This is a genomic window from Allomuricauda sp. NFXS6 (assembly GCF_040148835.1).
In the GTDB taxonomy this organism is placed as follows: domain Bacteria; phylum Bacteroidota; class Bacteroidia; order Flavobacteriales; family Flavobacteriaceae; genus Flagellimonas.
In genome coordinates, this window is the sequence record NZ_JAGEMG010000011.1 from 1 (window position 1) to 19,077 (window position 19,077).

The following is a 19,077-nucleotide window of genomic DNA, read 5'->3' on the forward strand; positions in this document are numbered from 1 at the left end:
ATACTGGTAAAGAACTAGAGCTTTTAATAAAAGAATCAATAGATACATATAATAACCATAGGCCTCACTTGAGTCTTCAGATGAAAACACCTAACTTTATTCATGAAAAAACCTGTGAAGAAAACTCTACAGGTCTATTAAATAATTATACTTAAAAACTGTCAACCTATTTTAGGACGACACAGTCAAAAATGTGATACTCTCAATTTAAATTAAAAAATTGATTATTATTAAAGGTCCAATCATAATCCAATCCTAGCTCGTTGATTTTTGCAATGGTGGTTTGATCAATCAAATCTGTGCCTGGGTTAAGTTGGTAATCTATATAGCCTGAATTAATAGAATTCATAACAGCATTGTCGTATACACCTGAGATTATCAAGTCCAGTTGGGTTGCATCAAATTCATTATCTCCAATGGAAAGAGACCTAACCATAGGATTATTGGATAAATCCAAATCGTCCAAATTGTTGCTATAAATAGCCAATGTTTCCAAACTATCTTGAAGACTTAAGTCTATGTCAGACAACATATTACCCATAATGTACAATATATTTAAATTTAAGTTTGACGAAAGGTCAATGGAACTTATTTGATTAAAGTACAAATCTATTCGTTCCAATTCGGTGTTTTTAGAAAGGTCTATTTGCGTCAAATTATTTCTTCCAACATTTATTTCCGTTAAATTTAAGTTTTGGGATAGATCTATCTCAGACAACAAATTGTCGCTCAAATCAAATCGTTCCAAAATCAAATTATTGGTAAAATCAATATGGGTTAAAGGATTTTCTCTTGCAATCAGTACTCTTAGATTTGAATTATTGGAAACGTCCAAGTTGGAAAATTGATTCCCCTTTACAGAAATGAAATCCAACACCGAGTTTAGAGGGAATACTATTTCATTTAGCTGATTATCATCCCCATAAAGTGATTTTAGCTTTTCATTATTGGTTAAATCCAGAGAAGTCAATTGATTGCTGCTAACACCTAAGAATTCCAATGAAGGATTTTGGGAAGTGTCGAGATTTGTCAATTCACCCGCATGGAATACAATTTCTTTTAATAATGATAAGCCACTAATGTCCGCAGAAACAAGATTGCTTTGATATTCATCTTCAGCCAACCAACTACGAAACTCCACTTTTTCAATTACCTTAATGGCTCCAATGATTTTTATTTCATATACACCATTTTCCTCATATTTATGGGTCAACTCATTATCTAAATTAAGACCACTCAAAATCGATACATATTCATCCACAGTGCCGTCTCCCCAATCAATTTTATAGGTAGAGCCTGTTAAAGAAATTAAAGAAAATGTTTTGGTGGTAAGATTCTCACTGTCATCAACCGTTAACGTAAAGAAATCTTCGGCCTCGGATAAAGCTAGGTCATCTTCCTCATATCCAAATTCTACCCATGAGTATCCTGCAGCTTCAATGTTTTCAACAGGTGTGTTCTTTGAGTCCGATTCCTCAACCGTGAAATCAAAAGGAAGTGAGGTTCCTGTAAATTGAGATAAAGCTGAGGTGGCTTTGGGCACCAAGGAAATGACCAAATCATCAGAATCCACCACTATAAACTCTGTTAATTTGTACGTCCCGGCATCCAGCATTATTTCTTCTGTCACGTAATCACCTCCTTGACCAACAACGTCAAGTTTTTGCCTGTCCAAAATCTTATTTCCATCACTGTTTTCTAAACTTATAAAAACATAAGATGGTATATAATCCTTGCCATTGAGATTGGAAGAATTCTTAGCCGTGATCTCTTTGTTGGCAATATTAAACGATTGTCCACCTTGTTCCACAGCAACGGGTGGTTGCGGTGTTTCGGGTGGTATGGGTTCTTCACTTTCAGAACATGAAATAAGTAAAGTGAACAGGGTTAGCAGATATAATGCTTTTTTCATATAACATAGGTTTGTTTAGCTGGGACAAAATATTGATATGATGTATCCAGAAGAATGAGGTTAATTATTTATTTTATGTGTTGGATAAAAGTAAGATTTTTTCTACTTAAATGCTTTTGTTTACCATAAATGGCATTATTTCTTAGATAAAGTAGTCAACTTAGATAAAGTAGTCAACAAACCATCCAAATCCTCTTGGTAGATTTCATTGAGATACTCCTTATAGATGTCCGTATGCTTGTAAGGCAAGGTTTCTTGTGCCTTGTTCAAGTTATTTCTGGCACTTATGGTGTCCCCTACCGCTAAATAAGTCTTTGCCAACCCAAAATAAGCTTCGCAGGTGGTGTCGTATTGCTTTAACCCATTTTCAAAAGCTGTTATGGCTTCATCAAAGTGCTGCATTTCATAATGACATAAACCTTGGTACACAAAGGCTTGCACATCTGCCCAATCCGCACCCTGATTTGCCACACTTTGCTCGAAATGTTCCAAGGCCTTCGGATAATTTTTGAGGCCGTAGTAGCATTCACCACGTAAAAAATCGATGTCCTCGCCCCAAGGCGCATCCACCACATTGGGTGTCATGGCATCCAAACGATCAAAATCTGCCAAGGCGGCCTTGTAATCCCGGAGAAAACGTAATTTCATATACCCTCTATATCCTAGGTGATGTAACGGTTTTAAATCCACGGCGGTGTTCAAATAATAAAAACCCGTGACATAATCCCCTCTTTTATTAAAAGGAACGGAGCGCTCAAAAAAAGCGGCGGCATAATCGGGGTGTTGCCAATTTAGAATCCCAAACATCGTTTGGGACCATCCATGCCCTTGCATGTTTCCTGCAATATGGAACCGCTTTTCTTTGGATTGAAACACCAATTGATGTGCTATAAGACCAATATAGGCCGTAAAAACAGTGGCCAATAGGATTTTTATGATTTTGAGGAACAGCTTCATACCTTAAAAAATATCAGTGATTTTACCATCTTCAAGCTTGAAGGCTATTTGCGCATAGCTATCGGTTGGATTTCCGTAAATTTGACCCGGAACCCACCCTTTTAGCTCAGCAATTAGTGCGTAAATAGGTTTTGAGGCTTCGAGAGGCACTTCAATTTCCTTGATGTTCGCATCGATCATTTTAGTCCTGAAATACCCGGTTTCCCCGTTGCAATTCACAACAAAACGAACGGTCAACAAACCATTTTGGGGAAGGCCATCCGTTTTTACTTTTGGCAAAAGCTCCGTTTTGATGGCTTTTTTGCCACTTTGATAGTAGGTGCCTACTTGATAATATTGAAGAATTTGATAATCACCACACGGATTGAATTCCGCGGAATCCATGGCACTGTCATAGAAAACATCACCGACCTTCGTTGTTTGTTTAAAGTAGAGCCAAAGGCTTAATGCTGCAGCAATCAGAAAACTGACGAGCAGCCAAATATTGAGTTTGCTTTTCAAAAAAGAGCTATTTCGTTAATGGTTGTTGGCAAGATAACAATTCAAAACTATTCGGTAGTCAATACATGACTAGTTGCTTTTCAAATACTTCTTTGGAATATCCTTGCCATCATCCGAACTCATGGCCCAGACCATATTGGCAATCCACCAACGTCCTTCGGAGTATACCAATTGATAACTACCAACCCCTTTTCCTGTTTCGTTCTCGGAATCAACCCCCTCAAAACTTTGAATCACCTGGGCCATGCCGTTGTATTCGTCAACAATTTCACCTGTGGATTCTTCGTGATAGCCCAACGAATAATAGTCGTCCGTAAGCATTTCCAAAAATTCATCGAGACCCATGGTTTCCTGAGTATACTCCCCATCTTTTTTTCCGACCACACTAAAGTGTGCCGTGGACAAAAACAAAGTTCGGAAATAGGCAGTGTCGATCACTTGCCCCGCCTCAATGGAAATAACACGTTGCGTTTCCTTTACCAATTCGTTCGCATTTTGAAACACCTCTTGTTTCTGGGCCTTCCCTGCAGTAACAGCTGTCAACGCTAATAGCAAAATGATTGATCTCATATTTTATGTTTTTCCAGACCCCTTCAAAATTGAATTTTGGAACCCATAGGGTGCTTATCATTTTTGTGATGTTTTTCAAAGAAAATGTAAATTCCTTGAAAACTTACCAACACTTCCGCCTTTTCTCTTCATTACCTGCAAACAATCCCTTAAATTTAAGCGCTAATTCAAAACAATGAAAAATAAATTATTTCCCCTGCTCCTACTTTTGGGAGCTATCAGTGTTACGGCCCAGGACAGGATCATTGGGTTCAGTGAAAAAGCTTCGGAAGCACAAAAAGAGCTCGAAGCAGACTACGAAAAACAACTTTCCGCCGACAATTTGGACCAATGGATGAAACTATTGGCGGCCGAACCCCACTGGGTGGGCACCGAATACGGCGAAAAGAACGTAAAATGGATGGAAAAGCAGTTCAAATCTTGGGGCTACAAAACCGAGATCGATACCTACCACGTGCTTTTCCCTTATCCCAAAGTCCGGGTACTGGAGCTGACCGCTCCCACAACCTATTCCGCTAAATTGGAAGCCGTGGCGGTCGAGGGCGACCCCTACACCGCGCAGGGCGATAAATTGTTGCCCAGCTACAACGCATTCTCTACCGATGGCGATGTGGAAGCAGAACTCGTGTTTGTGAACTACGGTATCCCCAGCGACTACGATGAACTAGAAAAATTGGGGATTGATGTAAAAGGGAAAATCGTTATTGCTAAATATTACGGTTCTTGGCGCGGGATAAAGCCGAAACTGGCCGCTGAAAAAGGTGCTATTGGCTGTATCATTTATTCCGACCCTGAAGATGATGGTTACGCCCAGGGCGATGTGTATCCCGAAGGACCTTATAAAAATAAAACCGGTGTACAGCGCGGTTCCGTAATGGATATGCCGCTCTACCCAGGAGATGTATTGACGCCCGGCTATGCAGCCACCAAGGACGCAAAACGTTTAAAGCGTGAAGATGCACCTACCATTACCAAGATTCCGGTACTGCCCATTTCCTATGAGGATGCACAGCCCTTATTGGAAGCATTAAAAGGCCCTGTGGCCCCTGCTTCTTGGAGAGGTGCTTTGCCCCTTACTTATCATATTGGGCCCGGACCTGCCAAAGTCCACCTCAAATTGGAGTTTGACTGGCAATTGAAACCTGCCCACAACCTGATTGCTACTTTGGAAGGGGATGAATTCCCCGACGAGTGGGTCATCCGTGGGAACCACCACGATGCTTGGGTACATGGTGCCAGCGACCCGATCAGTGGTATGGTGGCCTTGATGGAAGAAGCCCGCGTTATCGGAAAATTGGCCAAAGCGGGCAACAAACCAAAACGTACCTTGGTCTATTGCGCTTGGGATGCCGAAGAACCTGGACTTATCGGTTCTACGGAATGGGTAGAAGACCATATTCCGGAATTGAAAGAAAAGGCCGTGGCCTACATCAATACCGATGGTAACAGCCGTGGCTATTTGGGTGCTGGAGGTTCCCACTCACTTCAGGCCATGGTAAGCCAAGTGGCCCATGCCGTGACCGACCCACAAAAAGGGGTGTCCGTGGCAGAGCGCCGCAAAGCCGCCAACGTTATGCGCGGTGGCGACAATTCGTTTAAACTGTCCGCACTGGGTTCTGGTTCGGATTATACGCCTTTTATACAGCATACAGGTATTGCCTCCTTGAACTTGGGCTACGGCGGTGAAGGTTCTGGTGGGGAATACCACACCATTTATGATACCTACAGCCACTACACCCGTTTTAAAGATCCCGGGTTCGACTATGGCGTGGCCTTGGCCAACACGGCAGGACGTATCTCGTTGCGTTTGGCCAATGCCGAGGTATTGCCGTTTGAACTCACCCAATGGCACAGCACCATTGAAACCTATTTGGGCGAAGTGATGAAAACCTTAGAGGGCATGCGTGCCGAAGTGGAAAAACACAACAAACTGGTTTCAGCCGATACCTATGAACTGGTGATGGATCCCAAAAAACCGATAGCGCCCTCAAAAATGAAGGAAGAAGTACCCTATTTGGATTTCTCGCCCATACAAAATGTGGTTGCCGATCTAAAGAAAAGTATAGCCACCTTTTCCAGGACCGATGTGCTTGCCCTATCCGGTGCCAAAAAGGCACAAATAAACCAACAGTTGATGGGCATGGAGCAGGTATTGTTGCAGGATAAAGGACTGCCCCGTAGGGATTGGTTCAAGCACCAGATTTATGCCCCCGGATTTTACACGGGCTATGGGGTAAAAACACTTCCAGGCGTGCGCGAGGCCATTGAACAGCAGGAATGGAAAGAAGCACAGGAACAAATCGGGGTATTGGCCACCACCCTTAAAAACTTTGATGTCCAAGTACAGCAACTGAACAGCATGGTACAGTAATTAAATCCTGGTAAAAAAACAGAACCGCCTTTTACGAAATATCGTGGGAGGTGGTTTTTTATTGGTTATAGTATTGGGAAGAAATCCTTGGTGGGCACTCTAAGAGAGCCCAAATTCTCTAGGTATGACCAATACCCAAATATGGGAGGAGGTCAGCACTAATAAAAAAAGAATGTCCTTACATATGATTGAAATACCCAACAACAGGTTAATCGCCTGATTATTTCCCCCTCTCCCCTACAAAATGGTCATTTTTGGTTTTAAACAGTACATTAAAACTTGTCAAACTACCATAAATACGGGTAATGTATTGTTGTAGGTCCACTTTTTCTTGATCGTCCAAGTTTTTGGTACTGTTTATCTTTTGCTCCATCACACGTATACGGTCGCGCACCATCACAATTTTATGGAAGAAGGTCTCAATGGGGATTTCCTTGTTGGCTGTACCATCATCGGGTTCCAAAACCAGTTTGCCACCCTTCCATTTATCGGCTATGGCCACTTTTTGGTGTGTGTCGCTCCATTTTTCGAGAATCTTCACCAAGGAACGTTCCACATCAAAAAAGCTAACACTGTCCACTTCATCTTCAACACTTTCGATTACTTCAAATTCAGCGTCCAAATCAATGGTTTCCAATCCATTTTCTAAAAAAGTCACCCAATAATGTTTGGACGATACGTTGGTCACCACACCCTTTCCGTATTCGGGGTGATCTATTCTGGAGCCTATGCCCAATAGTTTCATTTTGATTTTCTTTACTTAATTAAAACGCTAATTTATACATTTCAACAACCATTTTTCTTCAAAAACTACCGTTTTTCAAAAGCTGACAACACTTTGTAGAAATCTTGGTAAATCGCATTCGCATCAATATGGTTGTAGTAGGTTATGGCACGATTTCCACTATCCCGAGATGTTTGCACGATGGTTGTTTTGCCAAATTCAGGATTTAAAAACACCGAGACCAATGCCAAATCCCACAAAACCCTGCTTTTTCGGGCACCATCCAAATGGTCATCCCAGCGTTTTATCAAAAATTTACCAAATTTTGTTTTTCCAATGGCTTGAGAAAGCTCTTCATATTCAATCTCCATATCAACGGCCACATTTATGGGCATTATGTTCATATCTACCTTGGAGTCCAACAAGTAATCCAGTGCAAATGGATCCATCAAAGAATTAAAATCATTTCTTTTGAGCACTTTCGTGTCAAAATCCATGGTTGTTCCCAGCCAGTACACCTCGAGATTTTCAGCAATTTCGGGACTTATAAAAACAGCTGATGCCACATTGGTCAATGCACCAAGGACTATGACCGTCACTTTTTTATTTTGTTTTGCTTGCTCTATTATTTCGTAAGCTGCTGCCGAGTGTTGCGCCCTATCCCCCCAATCGTACATACGAGCATGGCCTCCCCGCAGTGTTTTTACCTGCAATCCCATTTCACCCAATAATTGTTGATTTAGGCGATGACTGTTCTCCATGGTCTGCTTTACCGCCCAATGGCTCGTTTGCCAATGTGCGGCATTCAAAGCGGTAACCTTTGCGCTGGAGTCGGCCAAAATAAGTGACAGTGCATAAAAATCATCCACCTCGTTCCCTGTGTCGGCATCAACAATTACCTGCCGGGTCTGACCAAAACCAAAGGCAAGACCGTAGAAAAATACAAGAAAAGTCAAAATACGTGGAAACAAAAACTTAGGGTTCATTTTTAAAACTTTATCTGATAAACTTACTGTTTATTTTATCAAAATGGTAATGGACATCGGCTTCCTTTTTACATCCCAAATCGCTACATTTGAAGTTTGCTATGATTTATGATCAATTACGAAGAACATATTGAGGTTAAGGGCGCAAGGGTCCATAACCTAAAAAATATTGACGTTACCATTCCACGCGAAAAACTGGTGGTCATCACGGGACTCTCGGGGAGTGGAAAATCCTCTTTAGCCTTCGATACCATATACGCAGAGGGCCAACGCAGATACATTGAAACCTTTTCGGCCTACGCCAGGCAATTTTTGGGTGGTCTGGAACGACCCGATGTGGATAAAATTGACGGTCTTTCCCCAGTAATCGCCATTGAACAAAAGACCACCTCAAAATCACCCCGATCTACCGTGGGCACCATTACAGAAGTTTACGATTTCTTGCGCTTACTCTTCGCACGTGCTGGAGACGCCTACAGTTATAACACAGGGGAAAAAATGGTAAGCTATAGCGATGAGCAAATCAAAGATTTGATTATTGAGTCGTATATAGACAAAAAAATCAATGTGCTCTCTCCTGTGATCAAGTCCAGAAAAGGACATTACCGCGAACTTTTTGAACAGATTGCAAAGCAAGGCTTTGTAAAAGTCCGGGTTGATGGTAAGATTACCGACATCACCAAAGGAATGAAGGTGGATCGTTATAAAACCCACGACATCGAGATTGTTATTGACCGATTGAAAGTTGGCGATAGCGAAGATTTCCACAAACGTTTGAGCGAAACCATCAATACGGCCATGTACAGTGGAGACAATGTGCTTATGGTTTTGGAAGAGGGCGAAACAGTGCCCCGATATTTTAGTCGGGATTTAATGTGCCCATCATCGGGCATCTCCTATCCTACTCCCGAACCTAACACATTTTCATTTAATTCACCTAAAGGAATGTGCCCAGAATGCAGTGGCCTGGGCCATGTGTTTCAGGTAAACGAAAACAAAATCATCCCCAACAAAAAAATATCCATCAAATCCGGTGGACTTGCGCCTTTGGGAGAATACAAAAAATCCTGGGCCTTCAAACAACTGGAAACCATTGCGCAACGCTACAATTTTGAACTAACGGATGCTATAGAAAAGATTCCAGAAGAAGCCATGAACGTTATTTTGAACGGTGGCAAGGAAAGTTTTGAGGTGGACTCCAAAAGTCTTGGCGTAAAAAGACAGTATAAAATTGATTACGAAGGCATTTCCAACTTCATCAAAACCCAGTACGAAGAAGCCAACTCTACTTCCATAAAACGTTGGGCCAAAGATTATATGGACAAAGTGGAATGTCCAAGTTGTGATGGTTCTCGTTTGCGAAAGGAGTCGCTCTATTTTAAAATAGATGGCAAAAACATTGCCGAACTGGCACAGATGGATATTGCCGAACTTGCTGCTTTCTTCAAACATTTGGAAGGTACGTTGGAAGGGAATCAGAAGAAAATTGCAGAAGAAATCATCAAAGAAATCAAAGCCCGTGTTGGTTTTTTGTTGGATGTTGGACTGGATTACCTCTCATTGAACCGAGGTTCCAAATCTTTGTCCGGCGGTGAGGCGCAACGTATTCGATTGGCCACACAAATAGGTTCACAATTGGTGGGCGTGCTCTACATTTTGGACGAACCCAGCATTGGTCTGCACCAACGCGACAATGAACGATTGATTCAATCCTTGGAAGCACTGCGCGATATAGGCAATTCCGTTATTGTGGTGGAGCACGACCGCGATATGATCGAAAGTGCGGATCACGTTATCGATATCGGTCCCAAAGCAGGAAAACACGGTGGGGAAATTATATCCGAAGGAAGTCCAAAAGAATTGATTGGCCAGCACACCATAACCGCACAATACATCACGGGCGAGCTTGAAATACCTGTTCCAGCAACACGTCGCAAGGGGACCGGTAAAAAAATTACGCTCTCGGGTTGTACGGGCAATAATCTAAAAAATGTGACGGCGGATTTCCCTTTGGGAAAATTGATCGGGGTTACGGGAGTTTCAGGAAGTGGCAAGTCCACTTTGGTAAACGAAACCCTCTACCCTATTATGAACGCACATTATTTTAACGGCGTAAAAAAACCGATGCCCTATAAAAAAATTAAAGGACTGGAGCACATTGATAAGGTTATCGACATAAACCAATCCCCTATTGGACGAACCCCTCGCTCCAATCCAGCTACCTATACCGGAGTTTTTAGCGAAATTCGCTCCTTGTTTTCCAAAACCACCGAAGCTGCCATACGTGGCTATAAACCGGGGCGTTTCAGCTTTAATGTGGCGGGCGGAAGATGCGAAACCTGTCAAGGTGGAGGCTTAAAAGTAATTGAGATGAACTTTTTGCCTGATGTGTACGTGGAATGTGAGACTTGCAATGGTAAAAGATTCAACCGGGAAACTTTAGAAATTCGCTATAAGGGAAAATCCATTGCGGATGTGTTGGAGATGACTATCAACGAAGCCGTGGATTTCTTTGAGAATATTCCAAAAATTCATCGTAAACTTAAGACAATAAAAGACGTAGGTTTGGGTTATATATCTCTAGGACAGCAATCCACCACCCTATCCGGAGGTGAAGCCCAACGGGTAAAGTTGGCCACAGAGCTTTCCAAAAGAGACACTGGAAACACATTTTACATCCTCGACGAACCGACCACAGGCCTACATTTTGAAGATATAAGAGTGCTTTTGGAAGTACTCGAACGATTGGTGGACAAAGGCAATACCATTTTGGTAATCGAACACAATATGGACGTCATCAAAATGATGGACCATATCATCGATATTGGCTACGAAGGCGGACGAGGCGGTGGAACAGTTGTTGCATCGGGCACCCCTGAAGAAGTGGCCAAGGACAAGAAGAGTTATACCGCCAAGTTTTTAAAGAAAGAACTGGATAGTACAAAACAAAAAATAAAACGCGCAGTTTAAAACAATATACATCTATGCAAATGCGAAAAGAACAACATTCCAAAGGATGGAATGAAATCAAGACGAACGATTCGTGGGCCATATTTAAAATTATGGGCGAATTTGTCAATGGTTTTGAAAAAATGAGCAGGATCGGACCCTGTGTATCCATTTTTGGATCGGCAAGGGTTCGTGAAGGACATCCGTATTATGATTTAGCCGTTAAGATTTCCCAAAAAATAGCCGAAGCCGGATACGGTGTAATCACCGGGGGCGGGCCAGGAATTATGGAGGCAGGTAACAGGGGTGCCAATTTAGCAGGCGGCACTTCCGTAGGATTGAACATTGACCTGCCTTTTGAGCAGCACGACAATCCTTTTATTGATGATGACAAAAGCCTTGACTTTGACTATTTTTTTGTTAGAAAGGTAATGTTCGTTAAGTATTCACAGGGGTTTGTGGTAATGCCCGGAGGTTTCGGAACCTTGGATGAATTCTTTGAAGCCCTCACCCTGATACAAACCCATAAAATACATACCTTCCCTATCATACTGGTTGGAACCGAGTTTTGGAAAGGTTTAATGGATTGGATCAAGGGAACTTTGGTCGAAGCGGGGAACATTAGCCCAAAAGACCTTGACCTGATCAGATTGGTAGACACCGAGGATGAAGTCGTTGAGATAATTGATGCCTTTTATAAAGGCAGAACGCTTAGTCCCAATTTTTAATCGCATCGCATTGATCGACCATCGCATATTACTTAGCCTTGTGTTACTAATTATTATGGGCTGCCCCAACCTATGGGGCCAGCACCAAAATGAGATAGTGGCCACACTCGATGGTCCCACCAATCAAATACGTATTCGCCAACATTTTACCTATGTGAACCGATCGGACAAGGGACTTTCCACCCTCTATTTCAACGATTGGAATCATGCATATTCCAATAAAAAAACGGCGCTTGCAAAACGCTTCGGGGAAGAGTTCAACAGAAGTCTTCACTTGGCCAAGGAGCGTGAAAGGGGCAAGACCACCATCAAAAGTATTGTGGACCACAACTATACCGGACTGGACTGGAAGAGAGAAGGGAACGTAGATATCATTAGGGTAAATTTGAATGAAATCCTTAAGCCCGGTGAATCCATACAGCTGTTCTTCACCTACACCATTAGGTTGCCCGAAGCAAAATTTACAGGCTACGGACATAATGATAACCTTGGTTACAATTTAAAGGATTGGTACTTTACCCCAGCTGTTTTTGATGACGGATGGAAGCTATACAACAACATAAACCTTGATGATCTTTATACGGATGTTACAGAGACCAGAATAAATTTTACGTATCCCGAGCGGTTGTTCTTGGCATCCAACTACCGTAATTCCAGTATTTCCAACTTTCCTGGAGGGCAACATGTACAACTGATCGGGGACAACAGAAAAAGCTGTGAAATCATTCTTACCATCACTGATAAGTTTACTAAACACGTCACGGATTATGTCACCATCACTACCGATTTAGAATCCAATAAGTATGAAGAAATATCCCAAGGAATATCCATTAATAAAATCGCACAGTTCCTCTATGAAAATTTAGGGGAATATCCTCATGACAACCTTTTGGTCAGTGAGCTTGACTACAACAGATCTCCATTATACGGAGTAAGTCAACTTCCATCGTTTATTAGGCCCTACGAAGAGCAGTTTCAATTTGAAATGAAGTTCTTAAAAACAGCTATTCGCAGTTATTTGAAGGAGTCACTTTACCTAGATCCCCGAAAGGAACGTTGGGTAAACGATGCTATTGGCTTCTATCTAATCATCAGGTATGTGGATGAACATTATCCGGATCAAAAACTGATCGGAAAACTTTCCAATATCTGGGGATTGAAAAACTTCCACCTGGCCCAAATGGATTTTAATGAACAATATTCTTTGTTCAGTATGCTATCGGCGCGTAAGAATATCGATCAAGCCTTAACAACCTCAAATGATTCACTGATCAAGTTCAACCAAAAAATTGCCAATGGGTACAAAGCTGGACTCGGTATGTCCTATCTATCGGCATATTTGGGTGAAAAGAAAATAGATAGCACTGTATTGGATTTTTTCAAAAATTACAAACAAAAACAAAAAGTATCCGCTGTCGATTTTAAAAAGACCATTGAAAAGTATGCAGATAAGAAAGTGGATTGGTTTTTTGACGAGTACGTTGCTACGGACAAAAAAATTGATTATAAAATCAAGAAAGTTGAAAAGACCGAAGATTCCATCACTTTTGTTCTAAAAAATAAACGGGGAACCAATGTACCGATATCTCTTTTTGGGCTTGAAAATGACTCCGTGGTATCGCAGTATTGGTTTACCGATATAGACTCAACCAAAAGTTTTACAATTCCACGAGGGAATGAAGATCGTTTGGTGTTGAATTATGATCAAAAAATTCCTGAATTCAATCAGCGGGATAATTGGAAAACCTTAAATGGTTTCTTTTCGAGCAACAAGAAATTGAAGTTTCAATTTTTTAAAGATACCGAAGACCCTTATTACAATCAGGTTTTTTATGTACCGATTGTCAATTTCAACCTATACGATGGCGTAACACCAGGGATGAGGCTATACAACAAAACCTTTCTGGAAAGACCCTTTCAATACGATATAGCCCCCACCTATTCCTTTCTAGAAAAAACCTTGGTGGGAAAAGCAGGGCTTAGATACCGGAAGTACCATAATAAAACCGGCCTGTTCGTTTCCAATTATTCATTTTCGGGTTCCACCTCGCACTTTCAGGTAAACTCCAGAGTTTCCACATTAACGCCTGCAATTAGTTTTGGATGGCGTCCCAACGACCTGCTCTCCAACCGTAGGCAATATTTAATGTTCAGATATAGAAACGTATTTAGAACCATTGATGATAATTTGGTCGGCGAATTGGATACCGATCCCGATTACAGTGTGATGAACGTGCGATTCACCGATGTTGACAACAATATCTTGAACTATTCCTCTTGGTATATAGATGCACAACATTCCAGCGACTTTACCAAGATTGCTTTTGAATGGGATTATCGCAAGTTGTTTCAAAGTAACAGACAGCTGAATCTCCGTTTTTATGCTGGTAAATTTTTACGGAACAAAACAGAATCAAATTTCTTCAGCTTTGCATTGGATAGACCAACCGATTATATGTTTGACCTGGCTTATTTAGGACGATCTGAAGACTCAGGGATTTATAGCCAACAAGTAATAATTGCAGAAGGAGGCTTTAAGTCCAAACTGGAAAATCCATTTGCCAACGACTGGATCGCCACCACCAATGCGAGCACCAATATTTGGAGATGGGTAGAGGCCTACGGAGACCTAGGTTTCATAAAAAACAAAGGGGAAAGTGCGCGCTTTGTCTACGACTCCGGTATTCGTTTGAATTTGGTCACAGATTACTTTGAACTATATTTTCCCGTATACTCCAACAGAGGTTGGGAAATTGCCCAAAACAACTATACACAACGGATACGCTTTGTGGTTACCTTAAGCCCTAGAACACTTGTTGGACTGTTTACACGAAAGTGGTTTTGATTAACAATTTGACAATCAAATGTTGGTTTTGAACACTTTTATTGATGATACTTCAATTTATTTTTAGTGTTTTTGATTAATTTGTATTTTATTAACGAAACAACATATTGCAATTTTGACGGATTTTTAGTATTTTCGCAGAAATCTTGAACGGTCTATGAAACCTAACCCTAGCACTAGTAACGATATTTCCTTTGATGACTTTAAATCTCAAATCCTCCAAGATTATGAGACAGCTGTCACCAGCAGAGAATGCAGTGTAATGGGAAGACGTGAAGTACTTTCTGGAAAAGCCAAGTTCGGTATTTTTGGAGACGGTAAAGAACTACCACAATTAGCTATGGCCAGGGCGTTCCAAAACGGTGATTTTAGAAGTGGATATTATCGAGATCAAACCTTTATGATGGCATTGGGTTACTTAAGCCCCAAGGCTTTCTTCCATGGACTTTACGCCACAACAGATTTGGAAAAAGAACCGATGAGCGCCGGAAGGCAAATGGGAGGCCACTTTGTAACCCATAGCTTAAACGAAGATGGTTCCTGGAAAAACCTAACTGAGCAAAAAAACAGTAGTGCGGACATTTCCTGTACGGCAGGTCAAATGCCCCGCTTGCTCGGCTTGGCCCAAGCATCCAAAATATATCGACACGTAGACGGAATTGATCAGACCAAATTCTCCAATAATGGAAATGAAGTAGCTTGGGGCACCATAGGAAATGCGAGTACCAGCGAAGGCCATTTTTTTGAGACATTAAATGCCGCAGGCGTAATGCAGGTTCCCATGGTCATCAGTATTTGGGACGATGAATATGGTATTTCTGTACCATCCGAATACCACACCACCAAAGGTGATATCTCCGAGGCCCTAAGTGGATTCCAACGAGACGATGACCACGAAGGCTTTGAAATCTTAAAAGTGAAAGGCTGGGACTACACCGCACTTATCCATGCTTTTGAAAACGCTTCAGACATCGCTCGCGAGAGCCATGTGCCCGTTATAATTCATGTTACCGAACTCACCCAACCACAAGGACACTCTACCTCTGGGTCACACGAAAGGTACAAGTCACCTGAACGCTTGGAGTGGGAACGTGAAAATGATTGCAACAAGCGTTTTAGGGAATGGATCATTGAAAATGGCATATGCACCGAAGAAGAACTCAAAAAGGTGGAGCGTGAAATAAAGCTTAAAGTACGTGCTGCCAAAAAAGAAGCTTGGTCCGAATTTTTAAAACCCCAATTAACAGCTAAAAAGGAACTGGTACAATTGCTTGAAAATGTCGCGAACCAAAGTCCTAACCGAACTTTCATCAACAAGTTGAAAAATGATTTGATTGCTCTTGAAGAACCCCTTAAAAAAGATTTGGCTTCAAAATCAAGACAAGCACTTCGATACCTCTTGGGAGAATCTACTTCGCAGAAAAAACAGCTTCAGCGGTGGGTGGATAATTTTATAGCAACCAACGATTATCAGTATGGATCTCACCTATACAACGAAGTTGGCAATAAGGCCACAAAAATAGAGCCCGTGCTTCCCTCCTATTCCGACAATGCCGAGGAGGTTGATGGAAGGGTTATCTTGAGGGATAACTTTGATGTATTGTTCAGTAAATATCCCGAAGCTCTGGTTTTTGGAGAGGATACCGGTAATATCGGAGATGTCAACCAAGGGCTCGAAGGCCTTCAAAAGAAATATGGGGATTTAAGAGTAGCCGATACAGGAATACGGGAAACCTCCATTATCGGTCAAGGAATCGGAATGGCCATGCGAGGATTGCGTCCCATTGCCGAAATTCAATATTTGGATTACATTCTGTATGCCATTCAAACCTTAAGTGATGATTTGGCCACTTTGATGTACCGAACCGTGGGAAAACAGAAAGCACCACTTATAGTACGTACCCGGGGACACCGTTTGGAAGGAATTTGGCACTCTGGTTCGCCCATGGGAGGTTTGATTCATTTGTTGCGAGGTATGTATGTTCTCGCCCCTAGAAATATGACGCAGGCAGCAGGTTTTTACAACACTTTAATGAAAAGCGATGAGCCTGCTTTGATCATTGAGAGCTTAAACGGATATCGTTTAAAAGAAAGGAAACCTTCCAATTTAGGAGAGTTCTGTACGCCGATCGGTAAAGTTGAAACACTCAAAGAAGGCACTGATATTACCCTATTATCCTACGGTTCAACATTAAGAATTGTAGAAAAAGTAGCCCACGATCTGTTGGAAGTCGGCATAGACGCTGAGGTTATTGATGCCCAATCCCTGCTCCCATTCGATTTGGGGCATGATGTAGTTAAAAGCCTTAAAAAAACCAATCGCTTCTTGGTGATCGATGAAGATGTTCCAGGAGGCTGCTCCGCATACCTAATACAAGAAGTGATCGAGAAGCAAGGTGGTTACAAGTTTCTGGACAGCGCACCCCAGACCTTGTCCGCCAAGGCGCACCGCCCTGCATACGCATCAGATGGAGATTATTTTTCCAAACCTAGTGCTGAGGATATTTTTGAGAAAGTTTATCAAATCATGCACGAGGCGGACCCTAAATCTTATCCAGAACTCAGGTAGCTTTTGCACATCCGTCAATTCGGAAACACTTTTCATCAATTAATCTTCCGTTTTTTAAAACTTAATTTATATTTTCACGTGGATTAAAATTTCCCCACATGAAAAATAATACACTTGTGCACCTTGGGCTAGCAATTTTAAGAGTTGTACCATCTGTTTTTATGATAACCCATGGTTACCCAAAACTTATGAAATTGATTAACGGAAACACAGAATTTGCCAATCCATTCGGTATAGGCCAAGCTCCATCCCTTTTTTTGGCCGTGGTTGGTGAATTCATATGTCCATTATTGATCATCATCGGTTTTAAAACCCGTTGGGCTGCCATACCTACGGCCATAACCATGTTTGTTGCCGGTTTTATGATTCACAGTGCAGACCCATTCGCAACAAAGGAAAAAGCTTTGCTTTACCTTACCGTATTTGTGGTTATTATGCTATTGGGACCTGGTAAATATAGCGTGGACAAAAGGTAATGCTACAGTATTTCCGAAAGCAGTTCTTTCAGCAAATCAGCTTGGGCCATATTGTTGGCACCGACCCCTTTGCTCTTTAAATCCAAAGTTCTAAGACTGGATATAACACCGCTCACCCTTTTCATAGGGTAGTTTTTTGCTGCCACTACATATTCATTTACAAAATAGGGGTTTACTCCCAAGACTTTGGCAACATTCCCGGGGGAATGGTCCTTAAGTCCGTGATATTGCAACAATTGTGTAAAGAAAGTATTCAATAACGTTATGGTCACTACAAATGGATTGTCCTTGGGATTTTGGGCAAAATAATCTATGATTCGAGATGCTTTTTGCACGTTACGCTCGCCTATCGCCTTTTTTAGCTCAAAATTATTAAAGTCTTTGCTGATTCCTATGTGTTCCTCAATCAACTCAGGAGTAATTTCCGTGGCGGAGGGAACAATCAGCATCAATTTATCCAGTTCGTTGCTTATTTTACTAAGATCAGTGCCCAAATACTCCACCAGCATCACACAAGATTTTGGTGATATCCTATAATTCTTGCTGGCCAAAATTCTTCGAATCCAATCCGCTACTTGATTATCGTACAATTTTTTGCTTTCAAAAAGCTCCCCATTCTTTTTTATGGTTTTGTAGAGTTTTTTTCGTTTGTCCAATTTTTTGTACTTGTAGCAAACTACCAAAATTGTGGTCGGCTGTGGGTTCTCTGCGTAGGGAACAAGGTTTTCGATGGTTCTGGAAAGGTGCTGCGCTTCTTTAACAATAACTACTTGGTATTGTGCCATCATTGGAAAACGTTTGGCATTCGAGACCACATCATCAATAGAGGTATCTTTTCCATACAGCACCATCTGGTTAAAGCCCTTTTCCTCTTCCGTGAGAATGTTTGCTGCTATGAATTTGGAAATTTGGTCAATATAATAAGGCTCCTCCCCCATTAAAAAATAAATAGGTTTTGGGTTTCCTTTGTTGATTTCCGATACGATCTCTTTTACTTTGTCCATTCAAATTAATTCACCAGTTTTGTCCAATGCAAGATTTGAACTTTCCGCCATATTCATTTCGAATCAAAAATAGCCAAAATAGCCAGTACATTTTTGATGGGCTTCGTAAAAAATTTGTTGCACTCCAACCCGAGGAATGGGTTCGCCAGCACGTGCTTCGCTATTTGGTATTCACAAAAAATTATCCGAAGAGCCTGATCAATGTGGAAAAGCAGCTCAAGGTCAACAATTTAAAGAAACGATATGATGTGGTCGTTTTCAATTCTGATGGCTCCATTTTTCTTTTGATCGAGTGCAAGGCGCCCGAGGTAAAGATCACACAGGATACTTTTGATCAAATTGCAAGGTACAATTACGAGCTAAAGGCCGAACACTTAATGGTGACCAATGGTTTAAAACATTACTACTGCGAGATGGACCATAAGAATGAAAAATACAGGTTTTTAGAGGATATTCCTGATTTTAGCCGTTAATTTGCCTCCGTT

The 19,077-nt window shown here is 41.5% G+C and carries 15 protein-coding genes; 8 read left to right on the plus strand and 7 right to left on the minus strand.

The window, feature by feature from the left end; translation table 11 throughout:
- The coding region (locus tag J4E06_RS15030) for an integrase core domain-containing protein (RefSeq protein WP_349524937.1) at window positions 1-155 on the plus strand (155 nt) is incomplete at its 5' end.
- 47 nt (window positions 156-202) lie between these two features.
- On the opposite strand, the gene J4E06_RS15035 is transcribed toward J4E06_RS15030, so the two are convergent.
- The 4 genes from J4E06_RS15035 to J4E06_RS15050 all read right to left on the minus strand — a co-directional run bounded on the left by J4E06_RS15035 (window position 203) and on the right by J4E06_RS15050 (window position 3,940).
- Window positions 203-1,912 carry a leucine-rich repeat domain-containing protein gene (locus J4E06_RS15035; protein ID WP_349524798.1) on the minus strand — a complete coding sequence of 570 codons (1,710 nt, stop codon included), beginning with the start codon at window positions 1,910-1,912 and terminating at the stop codon, window positions 203-205.
- Window positions 1,913-2,047: 135 nt separating this feature from the next.
- Complete coding sequence (locus tag J4E06_RS15040; protein ID WP_349524799.1) at window positions 2,048-2,869, minus strand: tetratricopeptide repeat protein; 822 nt, start codon at window positions 2,867-2,869, stop codon at window positions 2,048-2,050.
- A gap of 3 nt (window positions 2,870-2,872) precedes the next feature.
- The gene (locus J4E06_RS15045; protein ID WP_349524800.1) at window positions 2,873-3,370 is read right to left on the minus strand and encodes a hypothetical protein; all 498 of its coding nucleotides are present in this window, start codon (window positions 3,368-3,370) and stop codon (window positions 2,873-2,875) included.
- Window positions 3,371-3,439: 69 nt separating this feature from the next.
- Complete coding sequence (locus J4E06_RS15050) at window positions 3,440-3,940, minus strand: hypothetical protein (RefSeq protein WP_349524801.1); 501 nt, start codon at window positions 3,938-3,940, stop codon at window positions 3,440-3,442.
- A gap of 175 nt (window positions 3,941-4,115) precedes the next feature.
- Here J4E06_RS15050 and J4E06_RS15055 point away from each other — a divergent pair, with 175 nt between their 5' ends.
- Window positions 4,116-6,311, plus strand: a complete 2,196-nt coding sequence (locus J4E06_RS15055; RefSeq protein WP_349524802.1) for a transferrin receptor-like dimerization domain-containing protein — start codon at window positions 4,116-4,118, stop codon at window positions 6,309-6,311.
- A gap of 220 nt (window positions 6,312-6,531) precedes the next feature.
- On the opposite strand, the gene J4E06_RS15060 is transcribed toward J4E06_RS15055, so the two are convergent.
- Both J4E06_RS15060 and J4E06_RS15065 read right to left on the minus strand, forming a co-directional pair.
- Complete coding sequence (locus tag J4E06_RS15060) at window positions 6,532-7,056, minus strand: DUF8685 domain-containing protein (protein ID WP_349524803.1); 525 nt, start codon at window positions 7,054-7,056, stop codon at window positions 6,532-6,534.
- Between the two features lie 65 nt (window positions 7,057-7,121).
- A complete protein-coding gene (locus J4E06_RS15065; protein WP_349524804.1) occupies window positions 7,122-8,021 on the minus strand; it encodes a nucleoside hydrolase in 900 nt (299 codons plus the stop codon).
- Window positions 8,022-8,129: 108 nt separating this feature from the next.
- On the opposite strand from J4E06_RS15065, the gene uvrA reads away from it, so the two are divergent.
- The 5 genes from uvrA (at window position 8,130) to J4E06_RS15090 (ending at window position 17,588) form a co-directional block, all read left to right on the plus strand.
- The gene (gene uvrA, locus J4E06_RS15070) at window positions 8,130-10,991 is read left to right on the plus strand and encodes an excinuclease ABC subunit UvrA (RefSeq protein ID WP_349524805.1); all 2,862 of its coding nucleotides are present in this window, start codon (window positions 8,130-8,132) and stop codon (window positions 10,989-10,991) included.
- A gap of 20 nt (window positions 10,992-11,011) precedes the next feature.
- A complete protein-coding gene (locus J4E06_RS15075) occupies window positions 11,012-11,698 on the plus strand; it encodes an LOG family protein (RefSeq protein ID WP_349524806.1) in 687 nt (228 codons plus the stop codon).
- Complete coding sequence (locus J4E06_RS15080; protein WP_349524807.1) at window positions 11,658-14,543, plus strand: gluzincin family metallopeptidase; 2,886 nt, start codon at window positions 11,658-11,660, stop codon at window positions 14,541-14,543. The genes J4E06_RS15075 and J4E06_RS15080 overlap by 41 nt, the downstream gene beginning before the upstream one ends.
- Before the next feature lie 157 nt (window positions 14,544-14,700).
- Window positions 14,701-17,112: an alpha-ketoacid dehydrogenase subunit alpha/beta gene (locus J4E06_RS15085; protein ID WP_349524808.1), complete on the plus strand. Its 2,412-nt coding sequence runs from the start codon at window positions 14,701-14,703 to the stop codon at window positions 17,110-17,112.
- Window positions 17,113-17,210: 98 nt separating this feature from the next.
- Window positions 17,211-17,588: a DoxX family protein gene (locus J4E06_RS15090; protein WP_349524809.1), complete on the plus strand. Its 378-nt coding sequence runs from the start codon at window positions 17,211-17,213 to the stop codon at window positions 17,586-17,588.
- A 2-nt stretch (window positions 17,589-17,590) separates the two neighbouring features.
- Here the strand turns inward: J4E06_RS15090 and holA are convergent, their stop codons facing one another.
- Window positions 17,591-18,592, minus strand: coding sequence for a DNA polymerase III subunit delta (gene holA / locus J4E06_RS15095; RefSeq protein ID WP_349524810.1), 1,002 nt, complete (start codon window positions 18,590-18,592; stop codon window positions 17,591-17,593).
- Between the two features lie 26 nt (window positions 18,593-18,618).
- Here holA and J4E06_RS15100 point away from each other — a divergent pair, with 26 nt between their 5' ends.
- Window positions 18,619-19,065 carry a type I restriction enzyme HsdR N-terminal domain-containing protein gene (locus tag J4E06_RS15100; RefSeq protein ID WP_349524811.1) on the plus strand — a complete coding sequence of 149 codons (447 nt, stop codon included), beginning with the start codon at window positions 18,619-18,621 and terminating at the stop codon, window positions 19,063-19,065.
- Window positions 19,066-19,077: the final 12 nt, after the last annotated feature.